16 protein-coding genes and 1 pseudogene are annotated in these 17,306 nt (G+C 58.7%); 6 read left to right on the top strand and 11 right to left on the bottom strand.

The genetic code is table 11. The features are described from left to right. Nucleotides 1-347: 347 nt before the first annotated feature. From treR to nrdG, 5 genes are all read left to right on the top strand, one after another. Nucleotides 348-1,295 (top strand): trehalose operon repressor TreR, encoded by a 948-nt coding sequence (gene treR / locus AC0TNG_RS14900; RefSeq protein WP_473712575.1) that lies wholly within the window; start codon nt 348-350, stop codon nt 1,293-1,295. Between the two features lie 129 nt (nt 1,296-1,424). After that, entirely contained in the window at nt 1,425-2,843 is a 1,419-nt protein-coding gene (gene treB, locus AC0TNG_RS14905; protein ID WP_023310193.1) for a PTS trehalose transporter subunit IIBC, read from the top strand. A gap of 51 nt (nt 2,844-2,894) precedes the next feature. Then, nucleotides 2,895-4,538: an alpha,alpha-phosphotrehalase gene (gene treC, locus AC0TNG_RS14910; protein WP_473712574.1), complete on the top strand. Its 1,644-nt coding sequence runs from the start codon at nt 2,895-2,897 to the stop codon at nt 4,536-4,538. A gap of 374 nt (nt 4,539-4,912) precedes the next feature. Further along, nucleotides 4,913-7,051: an anaerobic ribonucleoside-triphosphate reductase gene (nrdD, locus tag AC0TNG_RS14915; RefSeq protein WP_248165854.1), complete on the top strand. Its 2,139-nt coding sequence runs from the start codon at nt 4,913-4,915 to the stop codon at nt 7,049-7,051. Nucleotides 7,052-7,192: 141 nt separating this feature from the next. Then, entirely contained in the window at nt 7,193-7,657 is a 465-nt protein-coding gene (gene nrdG / locus AC0TNG_RS14920) for an anaerobic ribonucleoside-triphosphate reductase-activating protein (RefSeq protein WP_417927931.1), read from the top strand. A gap of 32 nt (nt 7,658-7,689) precedes the next feature. On the opposite strand, the gene AC0TNG_RS14925 is transcribed toward nrdG, so the two are convergent. The 10 genes from AC0TNG_RS14925 to AC0TNG_RS14970 are packed head-to-tail and all read right to left on the bottom strand — an operon-like array spanning nt 7,690 to nt 16,264. Beyond that, entirely contained in the window at nt 7,690-9,600 is a 1,911-nt protein-coding gene (locus tag AC0TNG_RS14925) for a BglG family transcription antiterminator (protein ID WP_048992991.1), read from the bottom strand. 19 nt (nt 9,601-9,619) lie between these two features. Continuing rightward, the gene (locus tag AC0TNG_RS14930; RefSeq protein WP_473712573.1) at nt 9,620-10,756 is read right to left on the bottom strand and encodes a lactonase family protein; all 1,137 of its coding nucleotides are present in this window, start codon (nt 10,754-10,756) and stop codon (nt 9,620-9,622) included. Nucleotides 10,757-10,781: 25 nt separating this feature from the next. Beyond that, nucleotides 10,782-11,522 (bottom strand): 2-dehydro-3-deoxy-phosphogluconate aldolase, encoded by a 741-nt coding sequence (gene dagF / locus AC0TNG_RS14935; RefSeq protein ID WP_024907273.1) that lies wholly within the window; start codon nt 11,520-11,522, stop codon nt 10,782-10,784. Beyond that, complete coding sequence (locus tag AC0TNG_RS14940; protein WP_248165847.1) at nt 11,519-12,637, bottom strand: DgaE family pyridoxal phosphate-dependent ammonia lyase; 1,119 nt, start codon at nt 12,635-12,637, stop codon at nt 11,519-11,521. Before AC0TNG_RS14940 ends, dagF begins: the two co-directional genes overlap by 4 nt. Further along, complete coding sequence (locus tag AC0TNG_RS14945) at nt 12,621-13,754, bottom strand: amidohydrolase/deacetylase family metallohydrolase (protein ID WP_473712572.1); 1,134 nt, start codon at nt 13,752-13,754, stop codon at nt 12,621-12,623. The genes AC0TNG_RS14940 and AC0TNG_RS14945 overlap by 17 nt, the downstream gene beginning before the upstream one ends. Before the next feature lie 42 nt (nt 13,755-13,796). After that, nucleotides 13,797-14,438 carry a DUF4310 family protein gene (locus AC0TNG_RS14950; protein ID WP_024907276.1) on the bottom strand — a complete coding sequence of 214 codons (642 nt, stop codon included), beginning with the start codon at nt 14,436-14,438 and terminating at the stop codon, nt 13,797-13,799. Between the two features lie 13 nt (nt 14,439-14,451). Continuing rightward, nucleotides 14,452-15,228, bottom strand: a complete 777-nt coding sequence (locus AC0TNG_RS14955) for a DUF4311 domain-containing protein (protein WP_008501408.1) — start codon at nt 15,226-15,228, stop codon at nt 14,452-14,454. A 22-nt stretch (nt 15,229-15,250) separates the two neighbouring features. Continuing rightward, complete coding sequence (locus AC0TNG_RS14960) at nt 15,251-15,550, bottom strand: DUF4312 family protein (protein ID WP_006810338.1); 300 nt, start codon at nt 15,548-15,550, stop codon at nt 15,251-15,253. A gap of 2 nt (nt 15,551-15,552) precedes the next feature. Continuing rightward, nucleotides 15,553-15,915, bottom strand: coding sequence for an SFCGS family glycine-rich protein (locus AC0TNG_RS14965; RefSeq protein WP_010427372.1), 363 nt, complete (start codon nt 15,913-15,915; stop codon nt 15,553-15,555). 10 nt (nt 15,916-15,925) lie between these two features. Then, nucleotides 15,926-16,264, bottom strand: a complete 339-nt coding sequence (locus AC0TNG_RS14970; protein WP_024907278.1) for a glycine dehydrogenase — start codon at nt 16,262-16,264, stop codon at nt 15,926-15,928. 449 nt (nt 16,265-16,713) lie between these two features. Between AC0TNG_RS14970 and AC0TNG_RS14975 the strand changes: the two are divergent. Beyond that, nucleotides 16,714-16,767, top strand: a pseudogene (locus AC0TNG_RS14975) (Hok/Gef family protein); the annotation flags it as partial. Nucleotides 16,768-16,905: 138 nt separating this feature from the next. Here the strand turns inward: AC0TNG_RS14975 and cybC are convergent. Beyond that, the gene (gene cybC, locus AC0TNG_RS14980) at nt 16,906-17,292 is read right to left on the bottom strand and encodes a cytochrome b562 (protein ID WP_023334302.1); all 387 of its coding nucleotides are present in this window, start codon (nt 17,290-17,292) and stop codon (nt 16,906-16,908) included. Nucleotides 17,293-17,306: the final 14 nt, after the last annotated feature.

Below are 17,306 nucleotides of genomic sequence, written 5' to 3' on the forward strand. Positions count from 1 at the left end.
AGGCGTGGCAAAGCCGTACCTGAGAGGCACTCAATTTTTCAAGCAGGAACGTTTGGGACGTTGCTGCCTCACATCACCGGTGAGTCAGCAACAGGCTGGCTTACCGGAAAGAACGCATTCTCCCGTTCAGGAGAGGTGTGGGATCGGGATCCATGAAGCCTCCGGTAAGTAAAAAGTAGGGTGTCGCCGCGCAGTATAAGGATTTAAGCGTACCCTTTGTGACGATTCGGGCGGTATTATACCCCCCTGCAAATAAACCGAACGTAAACCAGACTTTGCCCATAGCGAAATCGCGCTATAGCATTAGGCTCAATTGACCATTTTGTCGTTGTTACAGGGAATACAGCATGCAGAACCGCCTTACGATTAAAGACATCGCGCGTTTAAGCGGCGTGGGGAAATCAACCGTCTCACGCGTGCTGAACAACGAAAGCGGCGTCAGCGAACGCACCCGCGAGCGCGTTGAGGCGGTCATGAATCAGCACGGTTTTTCCCCTTCCCGCTCCGCGCGCGCCATGCGCGGACAGAGTGACAAAGTGGTCGCCATCATTGTCTCGCGCCTGGATTCTCTGTCTGAAAACCTTGCCGTACAGACCATGCTGCCCGCCTTCTATGAGCAGGGATATGACCCGATCATGATGGAGAGCCAGTTCTCGCCACAGCTGGTGGAAGAACATCTGGGTATGCTCCAGCGGCGCAACATTGACGGCGTGGTGCTGTTCGGCTTTACCGGCATCAAAGACGAGATGCTAAAACCCTGGCAGCCGTCGCTGGTGCTGCTGGCGCGCGATGCCCACGGTTTCGCCTCCGTCTGTTATGACGACGAGGGCGCGATTATCACCCTGATGCAGCGCCTGTTTGACGAAGGCCATCGCCACATCAGCTTCCTCGGCGTACCGCACGCGGACGTCACCACCGGCAAGCGCCGCCATGAGGCCTATCTGACCTTTTGCAAAAAGCACAACCTCTCCGCCGTGGCCTCCCTGCCGGGGCTGGGGATGAAGCAGGGCTACGAGCAGGTCGCCAGCGTCCTGACGCCGCAAACTACCGCGCTGGTGTGCGCCACGGATACGCTGGCGCTGGGCGCGAGTAAATATCTTCAGGAGCAGCGTATCGATAACCTCCAGGTGGCGAGCGTCGGCAGCACGCCATTGATGAAGTTTTTGCACCCGGAAATTATTACCGTCGACCCGGGTTATGCCGAGTCCGGCAGACAGGCCGCCGCGCAGCTGATCGAGCAGATCAACGGGCGCGCTGAGCCGCGTCAGATCGTTATTCCTGCCCACCTTTCTTAACCCCCGCTCAACGGTTTATTGTGATCTTCGCCCGATTTCGGGAACGTTCCCATTTTCGCCGTCACGCTGAAGGAGTAGGCTTGCGCTCAGGTCATTACAACCCCTCACCATCTGTCATGAGGTTTCATGATGAGTAAAGTCAAACAAGCAGATATCGATCAGTTGATCGTCCTGGTCGGCGGCCGCGAAAACATCGCTACCGTCAGCCATTGCATTACCCGCCTGCGCTTCGTGCTGAACGATCCGGCCAAAGCTAACCCGAAGGCCATTGAAGAACTCTCCATGGTTAAAGGCTGCTTCACCAACGCCGGTCAGTTCCAGGTCGTGATTGGTACCGAAGTGGGCGATTACTATCAGGCTCTGCTGGCAACGACCGGGCACTCCTCCGCCGATAAAGAGCAGGCGAAGAAGGCCGCGCGCCAGAACATGAAGTGGCACGAGCAGTTGATTTCCCACTTTGCGGAGATCTTCTTCCCGCTCCTCCCGGCGCTGATCAGCGGAGGCTTGATCTTAGGCTTCCGTAACGTCATCGGCGACGTGCCGATGAGCGACGGCAAAACCCTGGCGCAGATGTATCCGGCGCTGAAAACCGTGTACGACTTCCTGTGGCTGATTGGCGAGGCGATCTTCTTCTATCTGCCGGTCGGGATCTGCTGGTCCGCCGTGCGCAAGATGGGTGGTACGCCGATCCTCGGTATCGTACTCGGCGTCACGCTGGTCTCTCCGCAGTTAATGAACGCTTACTTACTTGGTCAGCAGGTGCCTGAGGTGTGGAACTTCGGCCTGTTTACCATCGCCAAAGTGGGCTATCAGGCGCAGGTCATTCCGGCCCTGCTGGCGGGGCTGGCGCTGGGCTTTATCGAAACCCGCCTGAAGCGCATTGTGCCGGATTACCTCTATCTGGTGGTGGTGCCGGTGTGCTCGCTAATTCTGGCGGTCTTCCTGGCGCATGCCTTTATCGGTCCGTTTGGCCGCATGATTGGCGACGGCGTGGCCTTCGCGGTGCGTCACCTGATGACCGGCAGCTTCGCCCCGATTGGCGCCGCGCTGTTTGGCTTCCTGTACGCCCCGCTGGTGATCACCGGCGTGCACCAGACCACGCTGGCCATTGATATGCAGATGATCCAGAGCCTCGGCGGCACGCCGGTCTGGCCGATTATCGCCCTGTCTAACATTGCTCAGGCGTCCGCGGTGACCGGCATCATTATCGTCAGCCGCAAGCACAACGAACGCGAGATCTCCGTTCCGGCGGCCATCTCCGCCTACCTCGGCGTCACCGAACCGGCGATGTACGGTATCAACCTGAAATACCGCTTCCCGATGCTCTGCGCGATGATCGGTTCCGGTCTGGCGGGCCTGGTGTGCGGACTGAACGGCGTAATGGCAAACGGGATTGGCGTCGGCGGCCTGCCGGGCATCCTCTCCATCCAGCCCGCTTACTGGCAGGTGTTCGCCCTGGCAATGGCCATCGCGATTATCGTCCCAATGGCGCTGACTACCGTGGTTTATCAGCGTAAGTTCCGTCAGGGCTCGCTGCAGATTGTTTAACTTTCTCTTTCGGGGCGCAGTTGCGCCCCTTCGCATTTGCAGGAACACACTATGAATACCCTTCCTCACTGGTGGCAAAACGGCGTTATCTACCAGATTTACCCCAAGAGTTTCCAGGACACCACCGGCAGCGGCACCGGCGATTTACGCGGCGTGACGCAGCGTCTGGACTACCTGAAAACCCTCGGCATCGACGCCATCTGGCTGACGCCGTTTTATATCTCCCCGCAGGTGGATAATGGCTACGACGTGGCGAATTACACCGCCATCGACCCGGCGTACGGCACGCTGGATGATTTCGACGAACTGGTCGCCGAGGCGCACCAGCGCGGCATTCGCATCGTGCTGGATATGGTGTTCAACCACACCTCAACCCAGCACCCCTGGTTCCGGGAATCGCTGAACAAAGCGAGCCCGTACCGCCAGTTCTACATCTGGCGCGACGGCACGCCTGAGCAGTTGCCCAACAACTGGCGCTCCAAGTTTGGCGGCAACGCCTGGCGCTGGCACGCGGAGAGCGAGCAGTATTACCTGCACCTGTTCGCGCCGGAGCAGGCGGACCTCAACTGGGAAAATCCGGCGGTGCGCGCCGAGCTGAAAAAGGTGTGCGAGTTCTGGGCCGACCGCGGCGTCGACGGCTTGCGCCTCGATGTCATTAACCTGATTTCGAAAGATCAGGATTTCCCGAATGACGAGACGGGTGACGGTCGCCGCTTCTACACTGACGGGCCGCGCATCCATGAATATCTGCAGGAGATGAGCCGCGACGTCTTTACCCCGCGCAACCTGATGACGGTAGGCGAGATGTCCTCGACTTCGCTGGAAAACTGCCAGCAGTATGCTTCTCTCGATGGCCGCGAGCTGTCGATGACCTTTAACTTCCACCACCTGAAGGTGGACTATCCCGGCGGCGAAAAGTGGACGAAGGCGAAGCCAGACTTCGTGGCGCTGAAAACCCTCTTCCGCCACTGGCAGCAGGGGATGCATAACAAAGCCTGGAACGCGCTGTTCTGGTGTAACCACGACCAGCCGCGCATCGTGTCGCGCTTCGGTGACGAAGGAGAATACCGGGTTCACGCCGCGAAAATGCTCGGCATGGTGCTGCACGGTATGCAGGGCACGCCGTATATCTATCAGGGCGAAGAGCTGGGGATGACGAACCCGCACTTCAGCCGCATCACCGATTACCGCGACGTGGAAAGCCTGAACATGTTCGCCGAACTGCGCGCCAACGGCCGCGATCCGGATGAATTACTGGCAATCCTGGCGAGTAAGTCCCGGGATAATGGCCGCACGCCAATGCAGTGGGACGCGTCGCACAATGCGGGCTTTAGCGAGGGTGAACCGTGGATTGGCGTCTGCGATAACTACGAAACCGTGAACGCCCGCGCGGCGCTCGACGATGCGGGTTCCGTCTTCTATACCTATCAGTCGCTGATTAGCCTGCGCAAAACCCTGCCGGTGCTGACGTGGGGGGATTATGAGGATCTCCTGCCGGAACACCCTTCTCTTTGGTGCTACCGTCGCCAGTGGCAGGGACAGACCCTGATCGTTGCGGCGAACCTGAGTAATACGCCACAGGAATGGCAGGCAGACCTTCTCAGCGGTAAGTTGCAGGTAATGATGAGTAACTACCCGACACCACCAACGACGTCGCTGCGTCCGTTTGAAGCCGTCTGGTGGTTGCAACAGTAACCGTCCTGCCGGGTGCAGCCCTGCACCCGGCTTACTTTACTGTTTTTGTTGAATAATTAATCAGATTTTTCTCGCTCGCCTTTACAAATGCTGTAGCGCCCGCCGTTTGTACTCTCGCCTTTTTACTTTGTTCTGAATCAAATAAATCGCAAACATGTTTGATGCAAATCACTATATGTAGCACTTAAAATGCACGCCGACCCAATATCTTGTATTTATCGTCTACTATTCCAACAACAAGACGGCGCTTACGCTGGCCGGAATTGTGGATAACACGAGCCGGGAACGCGGGAAGTCTTTGGCCTGGCGGGAAATGCGTCCGGTGAATACTTCTCCACCTCTGTGGATAACCTGTTTTCAAAAATGGAGTGATCATGACACCGCATGTGATGAAACGTGATGGCTGTAAAGTGCCGTTTAAATCAGAGCGCATCCAGGAAGCCATTCTGCGTGCAGCTAAAGCAGCGGGAGTCGATGACGCAGATTACTGCGCCACCGTCGCAGAAGTCGTTAGCAGCCAGATGAACGAACGCAGCCAGGTCGATATCAACGAGATCCAGACCGCGGTTGAGAACCAGCTGATGGCGGGGCCCTACAAGCAGCTGGCGCGCGCCTACATTGAGTACCGTCACGATCGTGACGTGCAGCGCGAAAAGCGCGGTCGTCTGAACCAGGAGATCCGTGGCCTGGTCGAGCAGACCAACTCCGCCCTGCTCAATGAAAACGCCAACAAAGACAGTAAAGTGATCCCGACCCAGCGCGACCTGCTGGCCGGTATCGTCGCCAAACACTATGCCCGCCAGCATCTGCTGCCGCGCGACGTGGTGTCTGCGCACGAGCGCGGCGAAATTCACTACCACGATCTCGACTATTCGCCTTTCTTCCCGATGTTCAACTGCATGCTGATCGACCTGAAAGGCATGCTGACTCACGGTTTTAAAATGGGTAACGCCGAGATTGAACCGCCTAAGTCAATTTCCACGGCCACCGCGGTCACGGCTCAGATTATCGCCCAGGTCGCCAGCCATATTTACGGCGGCACCACCATTAACCGTATTGATGAAGTGCTGGCTCCGTTCGTCACGGCAAGCTTCAACAAGCACCGTAAAACGGCTGACGAGTGGCACATTCCGGACGCTGACGGCTACGCGCACTCCCGCACCGAAAAAGAGTGCTACGACGCGTTCCAGTCGCTGGAATATGAGGTAAACACGCTACACACCGCCAACGGCCAGACGCCGTTTGTGACCTTCGGCTTTGGCCTGGGCACCAGCTGGGAATCACGCCTGATCCAGCAGTCCATCCTGCGCAACCGTATTTCCGGCCTTGGCAAAAACCGAAAAACTGCGGTGTTCCCGAAACTGGTGTTCGCGATTCGCGACGGCCTGAACCACAAGTTTGGCGATCCAAACTACGATATCAAACAGCTGGCGCTGGAGTGCGCGAGCAAGCGCATGTACCCGGACATCCTGAACTACGATCAGGTCGTCAAAGTGACCGGTTCGTTTAAAACGCCTATGGGCTGCCGCAGCTTCCTCGGCGTGTACGAAGATGAAAACGGCGAGCAGATCCACGACGGGCGCAACAACCTGGGCGTCATCAGCCTCAATCTGCCGCGCATCGCGCTGGAGGCGAAAGGCAATGAAGCTGAATTCTGGACACTGCTGGATGAACGTCTGCAGCTGGCGCGGAAAGCGCTGATGACCCGTATCGCCCGTCTGGAAGGAGTCAAAGCCCGCGTCGCGCCGATCCTCTATATGGAAGGAGCCTGCGGCGTGCGCCTGAAGGCGGACGATGACGTGTCTGAGATCTTCAAAAACGGTCGCGCGTCGATTTCGCTGGGCTATATCGGCATCCACGAAACCATCAACGCGCTGTTTGGCGACACGCACATGTACGACAGTGAGGCCCTGCGCGAAAAAGGCATCGCCATCGTTCAGCGCCTGCGCGACGCGGTTGACCAGTGGAAAGAGGAAACCGGCTACGGATTTAGCCTCTACAGCACGCCGAGCGAAAACCTGTGCGACCGCTTCTGCCGTCTGGACACCGCCGAATTCGGGATTGTGGAAGGCGTGACCGACAAAGGGTACTACACCAACAGCTTCCACCTCGACGTGGAGAAGAAGGTGAATCCGTACGACAAGATCGACTTCGAAGCTGCCTATCCGCCGATCGCCAGCGGCGGCTTCATCTGCTACGGCGAGTACCCGAACATTCAGCACAACCTGAAGGCGCTGGAGGACGTGTGGGATTACAGCTATCAGCACGTGCCGTATTACGGGACCAACACGCCTATCGACGAGTGCTACGAGTGCGGCTTTACCGGTGAGTTCGAGTGTACGAGTAAAGGCTTTACCTGCCCGAAATGCGGCAACCACGATGCGGCCCGCGTCTCCGTAACCCGTCGCGTGTGCGGCTACCTCGGCAGCCCGGACGCGCGTCCGTTTAACGCGGGCAAGCAGGAAGAGGTGAAGCGTCGCGTGAAGCATTTGGGGAATGGGCAGATCGGGTAAGTTCTGCGCAGGGTACTCCCCCTCACCCTACCCCTCTCCCTCAAGGGAGAGGGAACCGATCGAGCACATTGCTAATCCTGACTCCGGTTTTCTCCCTCTCCCTGTGGGAGAGGGCCGGGGTGAGGGTATCAGGTTAACGCTATGAACTATCACCAGTACTACCCCGTCGACATCGTCAACGGCCCCGGCACCCGCTGCACCCTGTTCGTCTCTGGCTGCGTCCACGAATGCCCCGGCTGCTACAACAAAAGCACCTGGCGCCTGAATTCCGGCAAGCCGTTCACCGCAGAGATGGAAGATAAAATCATCAGCGACCTGAACGACACGCGCATTCACCGCCAGGGAATTTCGCTCTCCGGCGGCGATCCGCTGCATCCGCAAAACGTGCCGGATATTTTGAAGCTGGTGAAGCGCATTCGCCGCGAGTGCTCGGGAAAAGATATCTGGGTCTGGACAGGCTACAGGCTGGATGAGCTGAACGCGCAGCAAATGGAAGTCGTGGATCTGATTAACGTGCTGGTCGACGGCAAGTTCATGCAGGATTTAAAAGACCCGGCGCTTATCTGGCGCGGCAGCAGCAACCAGGTTGTGCATCATTTGCGTTGATCAAAGGCGGATGTTATCCATCCGCCCTTATCTCAAAAACGACTCAAACTCTCCATCGCCACCGCCTTAAACCCGGCAAAATCCTCGCAGCTACAGAGACGTGACATCGCCCGCTCGCGCAGGAAGGTGACGAAGATATCGTAAATCGCCATCGCCTCTTCGTATTCGCTTTTGCTGATGGCAAGCAGGAAGATGACGTGCGCGGTTTCGTCGCCCCACTGCACGCCGTGCGGAGCCAGCACGGTGTAGACCACCGTTTTCTGCGCCAGCAGGCCGAGGGAGTGCGGCAGCGCGATGCCGTCGCCGAGCATGGTGCTGACGATAGCTTCACGCTCAACAACCGAATCCAGAAACTCCGCGCCAACAAAGCCCTCGGCCTCAAGCTGTTCACACAGCTCGCGGAACAGCGTCTGCTGATCGATCGGCTTGTCGATAATGCGGAAGTGGGCCGCGTCGAAGTATTTATCCAGCATCCACGGGCGGGTGCGGTCCACCAGCACCAGTTTACCAATCTGTTCTAACTGATAGTCGGTCGGGAACGGGGCGATCGTCACCACCGGTTTTGACTTTTCGCTGACGCGGGCGGTGGCGATCACAAAGTCTTCGCCAATCGTTTCCGCCAGCTCGTACTCGCGCAGGGTGAGCGTGCGCGTCACCTCAATCTGCGGGTATTTACGCTGCAGCACCGCCTCAATCATGCGCACCATCGCGTTACCGGCGTCGCATACCAGCAGCACGCGCGGCTGACGCTGGTAGCCAATGTTGTAGTGACGCTCCAGCCCGACGCCAATATGCAGCACCAGGAAACCAATCTCGTTTTCGCTGATCACATACGGCGTGTATTTGCCCCAGCTCGACACCGCCGCGAGGGTCATGTCCCACGCCATCGGGTAGTGCTGCTTGATGTTATCCAGCAGCGGATTGGGGATCATGATTTGATACCGCACGCGGGTAATCATGGTTTTAATATGCGTCAGCAGATCCGCGTGCAGCTGCGCGTCGCTAAGCAGGTTGTAGTTATAGTGAGTGTTGATATAGCGCAGGATGTAGTTGACCAGCGCTTCGTCGTCGTCGGCGTTAATTGCGCTCGGGGCAATCTCCTGAATCTGTCGCGCCGCAATGTGCACGCACAGCCAGCTCTCCTCCGACGGCGAAAGCGTTTTGCCCGCCAGTTGCTGGATGGTCACCGCGATATCCTTCGCCGCCTCGCGCACGTTCTCTTCCACATCTTCGGCGTGGAATTCCGGCAGCGGATAGCCCTCGCTGATGCGCCGCACCGACACCGCACAGTACAGGCGCAGGAACAGCTCGCCTTCATCGGTCAGGCGAATGTGGTGACGCGTCAGGGCGTCGTGCAGCACCGGCACCATCTGCTCCGCCACGCCCGCATTCAGCGCCACGTCGGTCACCAGCGGGTTCAGGCTGTCCTGCTGCGCCAGCTCCCAGAGCAGATCGGTCAGGCAGGCGCGGGTCGACATCTCGCTGCCAAACAGCTTCATGCCGTGGCGCGGACGGGTTTCCAGCGTCAGGTTGTAACGATGAAACCACTCGCGCACCTCCGCCATGTCGCTTTGCAGCGTGGCGCGGCTGACGAACCACTCGTCCGCCAGATCCTCCAGCTTAAGCGAAAACGCCGAGGTGAGAAAACGCACCACCAGATAATGCACGCGCTCCGGCCCGGTCCGGGGAATACGCAGCGCGCGCGGGTGGGATGCCTGAAGCTGCTGATAGCGCCCGGCATCCTCAATTTTGAGCTGATAGCCGTTGCCCCGGCTCAGGATAAACTGCGCGCCGTGGCTGGCCAGCAGCGCGTTAAGGGCGGTAATGTCCGCACGGACGGTTCGCGTGGAGACCGACAGCCGCTGCGCCAGCTCGTCCTGCGGCAGCGTCTCGTTTTGCAACAGATCGAAAAGTTGCGCTAAACGTTGGTTCGGAAATCGCACGGGTTTGTCCTCTTACGGCTTAAGGTGAAATGACCATCTGGGATGGGCTGCCGACCGGGGTATAGTCTGGCTCGAAGCTTAGCTTGCCGTCCTGACCGACGCGGAAACGGGTAATGTTGTCGCTCCGCTGGTTCATGACGTACAGCCAGCGCCCCTGTTTATCGAGCGTCAGGGTGCGGGGATAATCACCACGCGTCCACACATCGTCCTGATGCGTCAGCGTACCCTCCGCTGTTACGGTAAAGTGCCCGATGCTGTTATGCAAACGGTTAGCCACATACAGCTGTTTGCCATCAGCGCTTAATGCCAGCCCGGCAGCAAAGCTGGTGCCTTTGTAGCCTTCCGGCAGGGCTGAAAGCGTTTTGCCCTCTTTCAAGGTGCCGTTGGCGCTCACGGTATAATGGGTGAGCGTAGACGCCTCTTCGTTAATCAGCCACAGGGCATCGCCTTTTGGCGTAAAGACAAAGTGGCGCGGCCCGGCGCCTTTCGAGGAGGCGCTGATAAACGGTGGATCGTTCGGCGTCAGCTTCCCGGTTCGATCGTCAAAACGGTACTGGTAGAGGCGATCCAGCCCCAGATCGGTGGAAAATACGTATTTCCCGCTCGGATCGGCGGCGATCATATGCGCATGGGGGCCGTTATGATCGCTGATCGCGAAACTACCCTCCACAGCGGCTTCGGGCTTCGCCGCGCCCGGTTCGCCCTTGTCCTGATGTGTGTCCGTGGCGTCCCCCAGGCTGCCGTCTGCCTTGATCGGCAAAACGGCAATCGACCCGCTGACGTAGTTGGCCACCAGCAGATGGCGACCGTTCGGCGTCAGCGACAGGTAAACCGGCCCCGCTCCGACGGAGGCCACCTGATTGAGCTCGCTCAGCGCACCGTTATCGCCGACGCGCAGCGCCTGCACCACGCCCTGCTCCACTTCGCTTGCCAGATACAGCGTTTTGCCGTCCTGTGAAAGGGTCAACTGCGCCGCATTCGGCAGTTTGCTCACCAGCGTTTTATTCGCCAGCGCGCCGGTTTGCGGATCAACGGTAAAGCGGTACAGCCCTTCGCCGTTGGGGTTGTAGGTGCCCACCCAGGCGTATTGCGTCTGGGCGATCGCGGCAGTGGTCAGTAAAGAAAGTGAAGCGACAAGCAGGGTACGGGTGTGCATGGTGGCTCCTGTATATGTGTGAGTTCTACTTCACCAGCTTCTTCGTCATCGCCAGCAGGGTACGCACATCTTCCGGACGCGTATCGCCGCTGGCTTTGTCGATAATTGAGCTGTAGATATGCGGGATGATTTTGCTCACGCCCGCGTCGAGGGCGATCTGCAGGATCTCCTCATAGTTTTCCAGATCGATACCTCCGGTTGGCTCCAGCCAGAAGTCGTGACGGGCGCAGGCTTCCGCCACCGCCTTGTACTCGTCACGGCACTTGAGGCCGCCCATCGGGAAGTATTTGATGGAGCTGCCGCCGAAATCTTTCAGCAGGGCAATCGCGGTTTCAACCGGTACGATGCCGTCCGGGGCCGCGCTGCTTAGCGGTCCGGTAGAGATTTTCACCATCCCGACGGTGCCGGTCGGAGAGACCAGACCGTTAACCACGGATTCATTCTGCCCCAGCAGCGCGCGGCTAGTAGCCACGCCGGTAAAGACCTGGTTAACATGCTGCGGCTGCACCTGGCGGGAGATTTCACTCACCATTGCCGACTGGTTCGGGTCGCCCGCGCCCAGGCCAACGGAGAGCGCGTTATCAATCAGGGCGGCGTATTCGCGCATATCGGCGACGGCGCTGGCCACGTCCGGGTAATTTTTGGAGAGCACGCCCACCAGCACGTGACCTTCCGCCGCCTCGTAAATGGCGCTGGCGTTGGCTTTGGAGCCTGCCAGCACGTTCAGACAGACGCGGTCACGGTAAAAGTTGGGGGTCAGTTTCATGCTTTTTTCTCCTGTCCTAATACTTCGCTAATGCGGCGGTAGACGATGTTCAGCTGGTCAGCGTTCACGCTGCGCACGTCCGCCTCGATAATCCCTTCGTTGGCCTTGTAGCCACGGAAGTATATGGCGTATTCACCCTGCTTGAGCTTCGCCACCAGGTCCCCCGTGCCGACGCCCGTTGCGGCTTCGTCGAACTTAATCTCGGTGCGGGCGATATCGCGACCGGCGCTGTCCCAGACCACGCGCGCGGTGACGCCGTTCAGGGTGTTGAGCGCGTCGATAAACGGCGTCATCTTCGCCACCATCTCGGCACCGCTCTCTTTGGTCGCCGTCAGGTAATGTTCGATGGCGCAGGTCAGGCCAAGAATGCCCTCTTTACCCACCTTCATGGCGCGGCCAATGCCCGCCGTCTGGCGTTTTACCCACTCTACGTACTGGGTTTTGCCGATCACCAGCCCGCTGGTTGGCCCTTCGATCGCCTTCGCGCCGCTGTAGATCACCAGATCCGCGCCCGAGCGGTAGTACACGTGCAGATCTTCTTCCGCCGCGGCATCGACGATCAGCGGGAGATCGTGTTTACGTGCGACCACCGCCGCCTGCTCGACGCTGAGCATGCTTTTCTGCACGCAGTGGTGCGATTTGATATAGAGGATCGCCGCCGTGCGCGGGGTGATCGCCGCCGCCAGCTGATCGGCGGAACATTCGTTGGCGTAGCCCGCCTCCACCAGCTTACCGCCGCCCAGCGCCACCATGGTGCCCACCGGCGCGCCAAAGTTCACGTTGTGGCCTTTCGGCAGGACGATTTCGTTGTTCTCAATCGGGGTCACGTGCAGGTTTTCCAGCAGCCAGTCGCTGTCTTTGACCAGCACTGCCGCCACGGACTGGGCAATGCCCGCCGACGCGCAGGAGACGACCGTCGCCCCTTCCACGTCCAGCAGCTTCGCGATGTATTCCCCGGTTTTATTGACCAGATCCTTCATCTCGAAATAGTGATTCATGCCGTCCATCGCCGCCTGCACCACTTCCGGGCGCGGCGTGGAGACGCCCAGCGCCGTCATGCGGCCAGAGGTGTTGATAACCTGCTTTAAGCGGTACTTCTCATAAATCGAAGGCATTTTCCGTGCTCCCTTGTTCGGTCATGTAGCCCTTGCCCGCGCGGATCGCGGCAAGCGGCACCAGAATGTGTTCAGCCTGCAGGCTGTCGTTTTCGGCATCCGTCAGCACCGTCGGCTGACGTTTAATCGTGAACAGCGTCAGGTCGGCGTCGAGACCCGGCTGAATGCGGCCTTTGCGCGCCAGACGCAGGCCGTCGGCGGCGTTCGCGGTCACGCAGTCAATCACCTGCGGCAGCGACATGCCGATGGCGAGGAATTTCGACATCACGCTCGCCAGCGAGCCCACCGGGCCGTTGATGCGGTTGCGGCAGTAGATATCCGAGCTGATGGTGTGCGGCAGAATGCCCATCGCGATGGCGCGTTTCGCCACCTCAAAGCTGAAGCTCGCCGTACCGTGGCCGACGTCCAGACGCACGCCGCGCTTCAGGGCGGAGGTGATGGAGGCGCGCAGCTCGCCGGAGGACGTCAGAATGCGGTTGGGTTTGCCGTTATAGCAGTGGGTAATGATGTCGCCCGAGCTCAGCAGTTCGGCAATTTCGTCGAGGTTCGGCGGGTTGTTGCCGATGTGCACCATCAGCGGCAGGTCGCCGTTCTCTTTCTGAATGGCTTTGGCGCGCTCCAGCGGCGTAATGCCGTTTTCACCGACCACGCTGCTGCTCATGCGCGCCTTCAGGCCGACGATAAAATCAGGGTGGCGCTTCACCGCCTGCTTCACCGCGTCGGTGTCGATGTTGGCCATATTGGCCAGCTCGTTCTGGGCAATCAGCCCCACGCGGGAGATGTTCAGCAGGGCAAACACCTCGGTGGAGGCCCTGCGGGTGATGCCATAGAAATCGTCCACGTCGTCGGCACCGGTGCTGCCCGCGTCCACCACGGTGGTGACGCCGGTGGCAACGCCCACGCTGTCGGGTTCGTCGTGGTAAATCGGGGAGTTCGGGTAGCAGTGAACGTGGGAGTCAATCCAGCCTGCGCTGACGAACACGTCGCCGTTCAGCTCAACCGTTTTATGCGCGGGGGCGTCAATGTCGCCCAGCGCCGCGATCTTCCCGTCCTGAATGGCGATATCGGTCAGGGTATCGTCGGCAAGGCGCGCACGGCGCAGGAGTAAATCAAACATGAGGATCTCCTGATAAGGCGGGCGCCGGAGCGCCCGCGGGTATTAAAGGGCGACCGGGAACAGCCAGCCCAACAGCATTGCGCCGAGGATCGCGCCACCGGTGATCGGCTTCTGCCAGATGTAGAACACCAGCGCTCCCAGCAGGGAACCGACGCCGATAGGAATGGAGGCGGTCATGGCGCTGAGGATAATCAACGGCCCGAGGAAGCGGCCGGAGGCGTTGCCCGCGCCCATCATCACGTCTGCGCCGTAGGTGGAGTTGCTCTGGTTGATGGTGAACTTACGCGCCAGGATGATGACGTAGCCAATTGCCAGGCCAATCACCAGGCCGGTGATCAGCGAAGCAATGAAGTTGGTCACCGGGAACATGATGCCCGCGCCCAGCAGCAGCGCCGGTACCCCGAGGCCCACGCCGGTCTGGATCGCACCGCCGATGTCGAGAATACCGACCAGCGACCCTTCGATAATACGGGCGAACAGGAAGCTCGCGCCGAACGCCGCCACCGCGCCGTAGACGCCGGTATCAATGCCCGCCTTCAGCATCGCCACGAAGGCCACTTCGTTAAACGCGCCGATGCCGTAGAGGTAGTACATGTGCGTCCCGGCGAAGACGCCGGAGGAGAGCAGGCCAACAAAGATCGGAAACGACCAGTCGGCATACCAAAAACCTTTATTCTGTTCCATTTAGAGGCTCCTGTTATTTACCGCTGAGCGAGTTGTGGATCATGTCGAGCCAGTTCGGCACGGTCAGATGGAAGGATTCGATCATCTTCATGTCGAAGCCGCGGAAGAAGCCGCTCAGCACGAAGAGCAGGACGATAGCCGCCATCATCACTTTGGTGACGTGGTTCCAGCCGCTCTCTTCCACGCCTTTACCGATCAGGATCCCCAGCACCAGGCCCGGTACGGCGTTGCCCATGATCAGCTGCGCCGCGCCGCCGAAGATGGTGGCCCAGAAGCCCGATTTTTTACCCGCGTCGATGGCCGCCAGCCAGAAGATCACCGGCATCACGGTGTTCACCAGCAGGTTCGCCGCCGGCACCAGCACCTTGACGGCGGTGACCTGAAGCGCAGCCGGTACGGAGGAGGCGGTCAGGTTCAGGAAGGTCACGACGATCATGCCGATTACGCCGCAGGCAATCGCCATTTTGCGCGGGTCGTGCAGCGTTTCGCCGACGTTACGGTTTTTGATCATCAGTGCAGCAGCACCCCAGTTCGGGATGATGCGGTGGTCAACGTCCTGTGTGAAAGCCCCTGCGGCCACGGAAGAGGCCCAGGCGTTAAAGAAGAAACCTAACCCAAAGGAGAAGTGGGACGCCGGATCCCCTTCACAGGAGTTCAGTTCCCCCAACGTACGAAACGCGCCCATACCCTGTGTGGTAGGCGCATGAAACATGCGTGCAGCCCCGGCTCCGACACCGACGCCAACCAGGCCGCCAATGATGAGCGATTTTATTAATATAATTAAGAACATCAGTCTGCCCTTTTATGAATAATCAGCGTTGCGTGACGAAATCCACCTGGTCGAGATTGATGGCTGTCACGTTGACGGTCACATCCAGCTCCACGCTGTAGGTGCGTCTTTCCCGGCGCAGAAAGAAGAACAGAAACGCTTCTTTACGCACCGCTTCTTGCGCCTGAACGACCTGCACATCCTGTGGCTCAATACGCAGTAAGATATGCGGTGAAGCTTTCATCACCGCGGCCTGAACGTGGTTGAGCGCGTCGGCAAAGGCGCGCGCTTTGGCGTCGCCTTTTCCCTTCACTCTCACCGTGGTTGTGAACTGTTCTTTCATGCTTATGCGCCGTATTTTTTCTGCCACGCCTGCACCAGACGCTCGCCCAGCTCTTCTTTATCCATAAAGCCGAAGCCCAGCACGTTGCAGCCTTCGTTGATGGCGGTCACGCCCTCTTCCACGGAACGCATGCCGTATTTGGCCTTGTAGCCATATTTGGTTTGGGCAGTGATGGCTCCCGCGCCGCCGCTGCCGCAGAAGGAGATGCCGAAGGTGGCGTTTTCCGCTTTCATCATGTCGCCGAGCTTCATGTCCGCCGCCATGCCCGGCACAACCACCGCGCGTCCACCTGCTTTTTCCACACCGGCAGCCACTTTCTGACCTTTACCCAGGCGATCGCCAATCACGACTGTAATCTGTTCCATGTGTTGCTCCTTAAAGGTTGTCTTTCGCGACTTCAAAGTGAACGGAGAGCAGCCAGGCTTCTTCATCAGGAAGATTGCCAAACTGCGCGACCACTTCACGGGCGAGCCGCATTGAATCCGGTGAAATTTCGTCAAACAGCTCTGCTTCAACCTCCGGCAGCGGCTCGCCGGTCACGGACCGGTGCGCCATGGCGCGCACGTGGGAGGTGAGCATCTGCTCCTGTACCGCATTGGGGATGATGTTGTTTCGGGCCAGCAGGGCATAAACCTGCTGCAGCATGGTGTTCGCGAGCTGTTCTGTTTGCTCCGCATGTTCCCCAACGTCGTTCATTACCGCTCCGTTAATCACTGGTCTTACCCCGTTAATGGCTCTGGAATAAAACTAACGTTGGGGGGGAATTGTTTGTAGCGAGTTGTTTTCCACTTCGAAGTGGAAAGGCGAGCCGCGACAGTGATCTGTGCCACATAAATGCGGTGAATCTGGATAAACCGCTGCATTTACGTGATGAATATCACGCTATTGCGCGGCCAAAACGGGGCAAGCAAAGCGGAAAAGATTACGAGCGGGCTCGTAGAAATGTGACGTGGATAAGGTTTTCTTATGGGGATCCGCTAGAGTGGCAACGGGTGCTTGAGACTGACCGTCTCAGGCATGGGACGGAAAGTGGAAAGCCCCGCCTGATAGAAAATCAGGGCGGGGGCTCGAAACGACACGTCGGACCGTGGAGTTCGCTACCTCGCCCGCTTTAAAGCAAGGAGGCATCCATGAAACGCCAAAACCCAGGCATTGGAGTTTTGATGATTATTGCTTTGACAATAATCATCTTAACGCTGGTGACGCGGAAAACACTGTGCGAGATCAGTTTTCGAAACGATTCTTTTGCAGTGACAGCGAGGATGGATTGTCGCTCCGGAAAGTCAGGAGCAAGGATGCGGGGGCGCGTCATGCGCCTCCGCATACGGGGAAGGACGTACAGCTCAGGCACCCAATTAACGATACTTTTGGTGGTACGTGTTGCGCGTGGTCACAAACTGCTCGGCCGCCGCCTGGGCTTCCTTCACTTTGCCTTCGTTAGCCAGCTTCAGCGCGCCGTCGATCTGGCCGACCAGCACGTCAAAGCCGTGGCGATAGTCTTTCATCTCTGCACTGTCTGCCGCTTTGCTTTCCAGCTTCGGCGGCGTCGCTTTCTGTGCATCCAGCGCCGCTTCACGCATTTTGGTCAGCGCGTCTTTCATTTCAGCCGCATTGTCGGTTTTCTGCACCACCTTCAGGTTTTGACCGAGGATGCCCATGTCGTCTTCAAGATCGGCAGCAAACGCAGAAGAGCCAAGAACCAGCGTTGAAGCCGCGACGATCGCTAACAGATGTTTACGCATTGCTCACTTCCTTT

The organism is Enterobacter sp. PL_is514 (assembly GCF_055816715.1).

Excerpts from the sequence above, each read along its gene's own strand:
- treR (WP_473712575.1), top strand. The coding sequence starts at position 348 with ATGCAGAACCGCCTTACGATTAAAGACATCGCGCGTTTAAGCGGCGTG.
- treB (WP_023310193.1), top strand. The coding sequence starts at position 1,425 with ATGAGTAAAGTCAAACAAGCAGATATCGATCAGTTGATCGTCCTGGTC.
- treC (WP_473712574.1), top strand. The coding sequence starts at position 2,895 with ATGAATACCCTTCCTCACTGGTGGCAAAACGGCGTTATCTACCAGATT.
- nrdD (WP_248165854.1), top strand. The coding sequence starts at position 4,913 with ATGACACCGCATGTGATGAAACGTGATGGCTGTAAAGTGCCGTTTAAA.
- nrdG (WP_417927931.1), top strand. The coding sequence starts at position 7,193 with ATGAACTATCACCAGTACTACCCCGTCGACATCGTCAACGGCCCCGGC.
- AC0TNG_RS14930 (WP_473712573.1), bottom strand. The coding sequence starts at position 10,756 with ATGCACACCCGTACCCTGCTTGTCGCTTCACTTTCTTTACTGACCACT.
- dagF (WP_024907273.1), bottom strand. The coding sequence starts at position 11,522 with ATGAAACTGACCCCCAACTTTTACCGTGACCGCGTCTGTCTGAACGTG.
- AC0TNG_RS14940 (WP_248165847.1), bottom strand. The coding sequence starts at position 12,637 with ATGCCTTCGATTTATGAGAAGTACCGCTTAAAGCAGGTTATCAACACC.
- AC0TNG_RS14945 (WP_473712572.1), bottom strand. The coding sequence starts at position 13,754 with ATGTTTGATTTACTCCTGCGCCGTGCGCGCCTTGCCGACGATACCCTG.
- AC0TNG_RS14950 (WP_024907276.1), bottom strand. The coding sequence starts at position 14,438 with ATGGAACAGAATAAAGGTTTTTGGTATGCCGACTGGTCGTTTCCGATC.
- AC0TNG_RS14955 (WP_008501408.1), bottom strand. The coding sequence starts at position 15,228 with ATGTTCTTAATTATATTAATAAAATCGCTCATCATTGGCGGCCTGGTT.
- AC0TNG_RS14960 (WP_006810338.1), bottom strand. The coding sequence starts at position 15,550 with ATGAAAGAACAGTTCACAACCACGGTGAGAGTGAAGGGAAAAGGCGAC.
- AC0TNG_RS14965 (WP_010427372.1), bottom strand. The coding sequence starts at position 15,915 with ATGGAACAGATTACAGTCGTGATTGGCGATCGCCTGGGTAAAGGTCAG.
- cybC (WP_023334302.1), bottom strand. The coding sequence starts at position 17,292 with ATGCGTAAACATCTGTTAGCGATCGTCGCGGCTTCAACGCTGGTTCTT.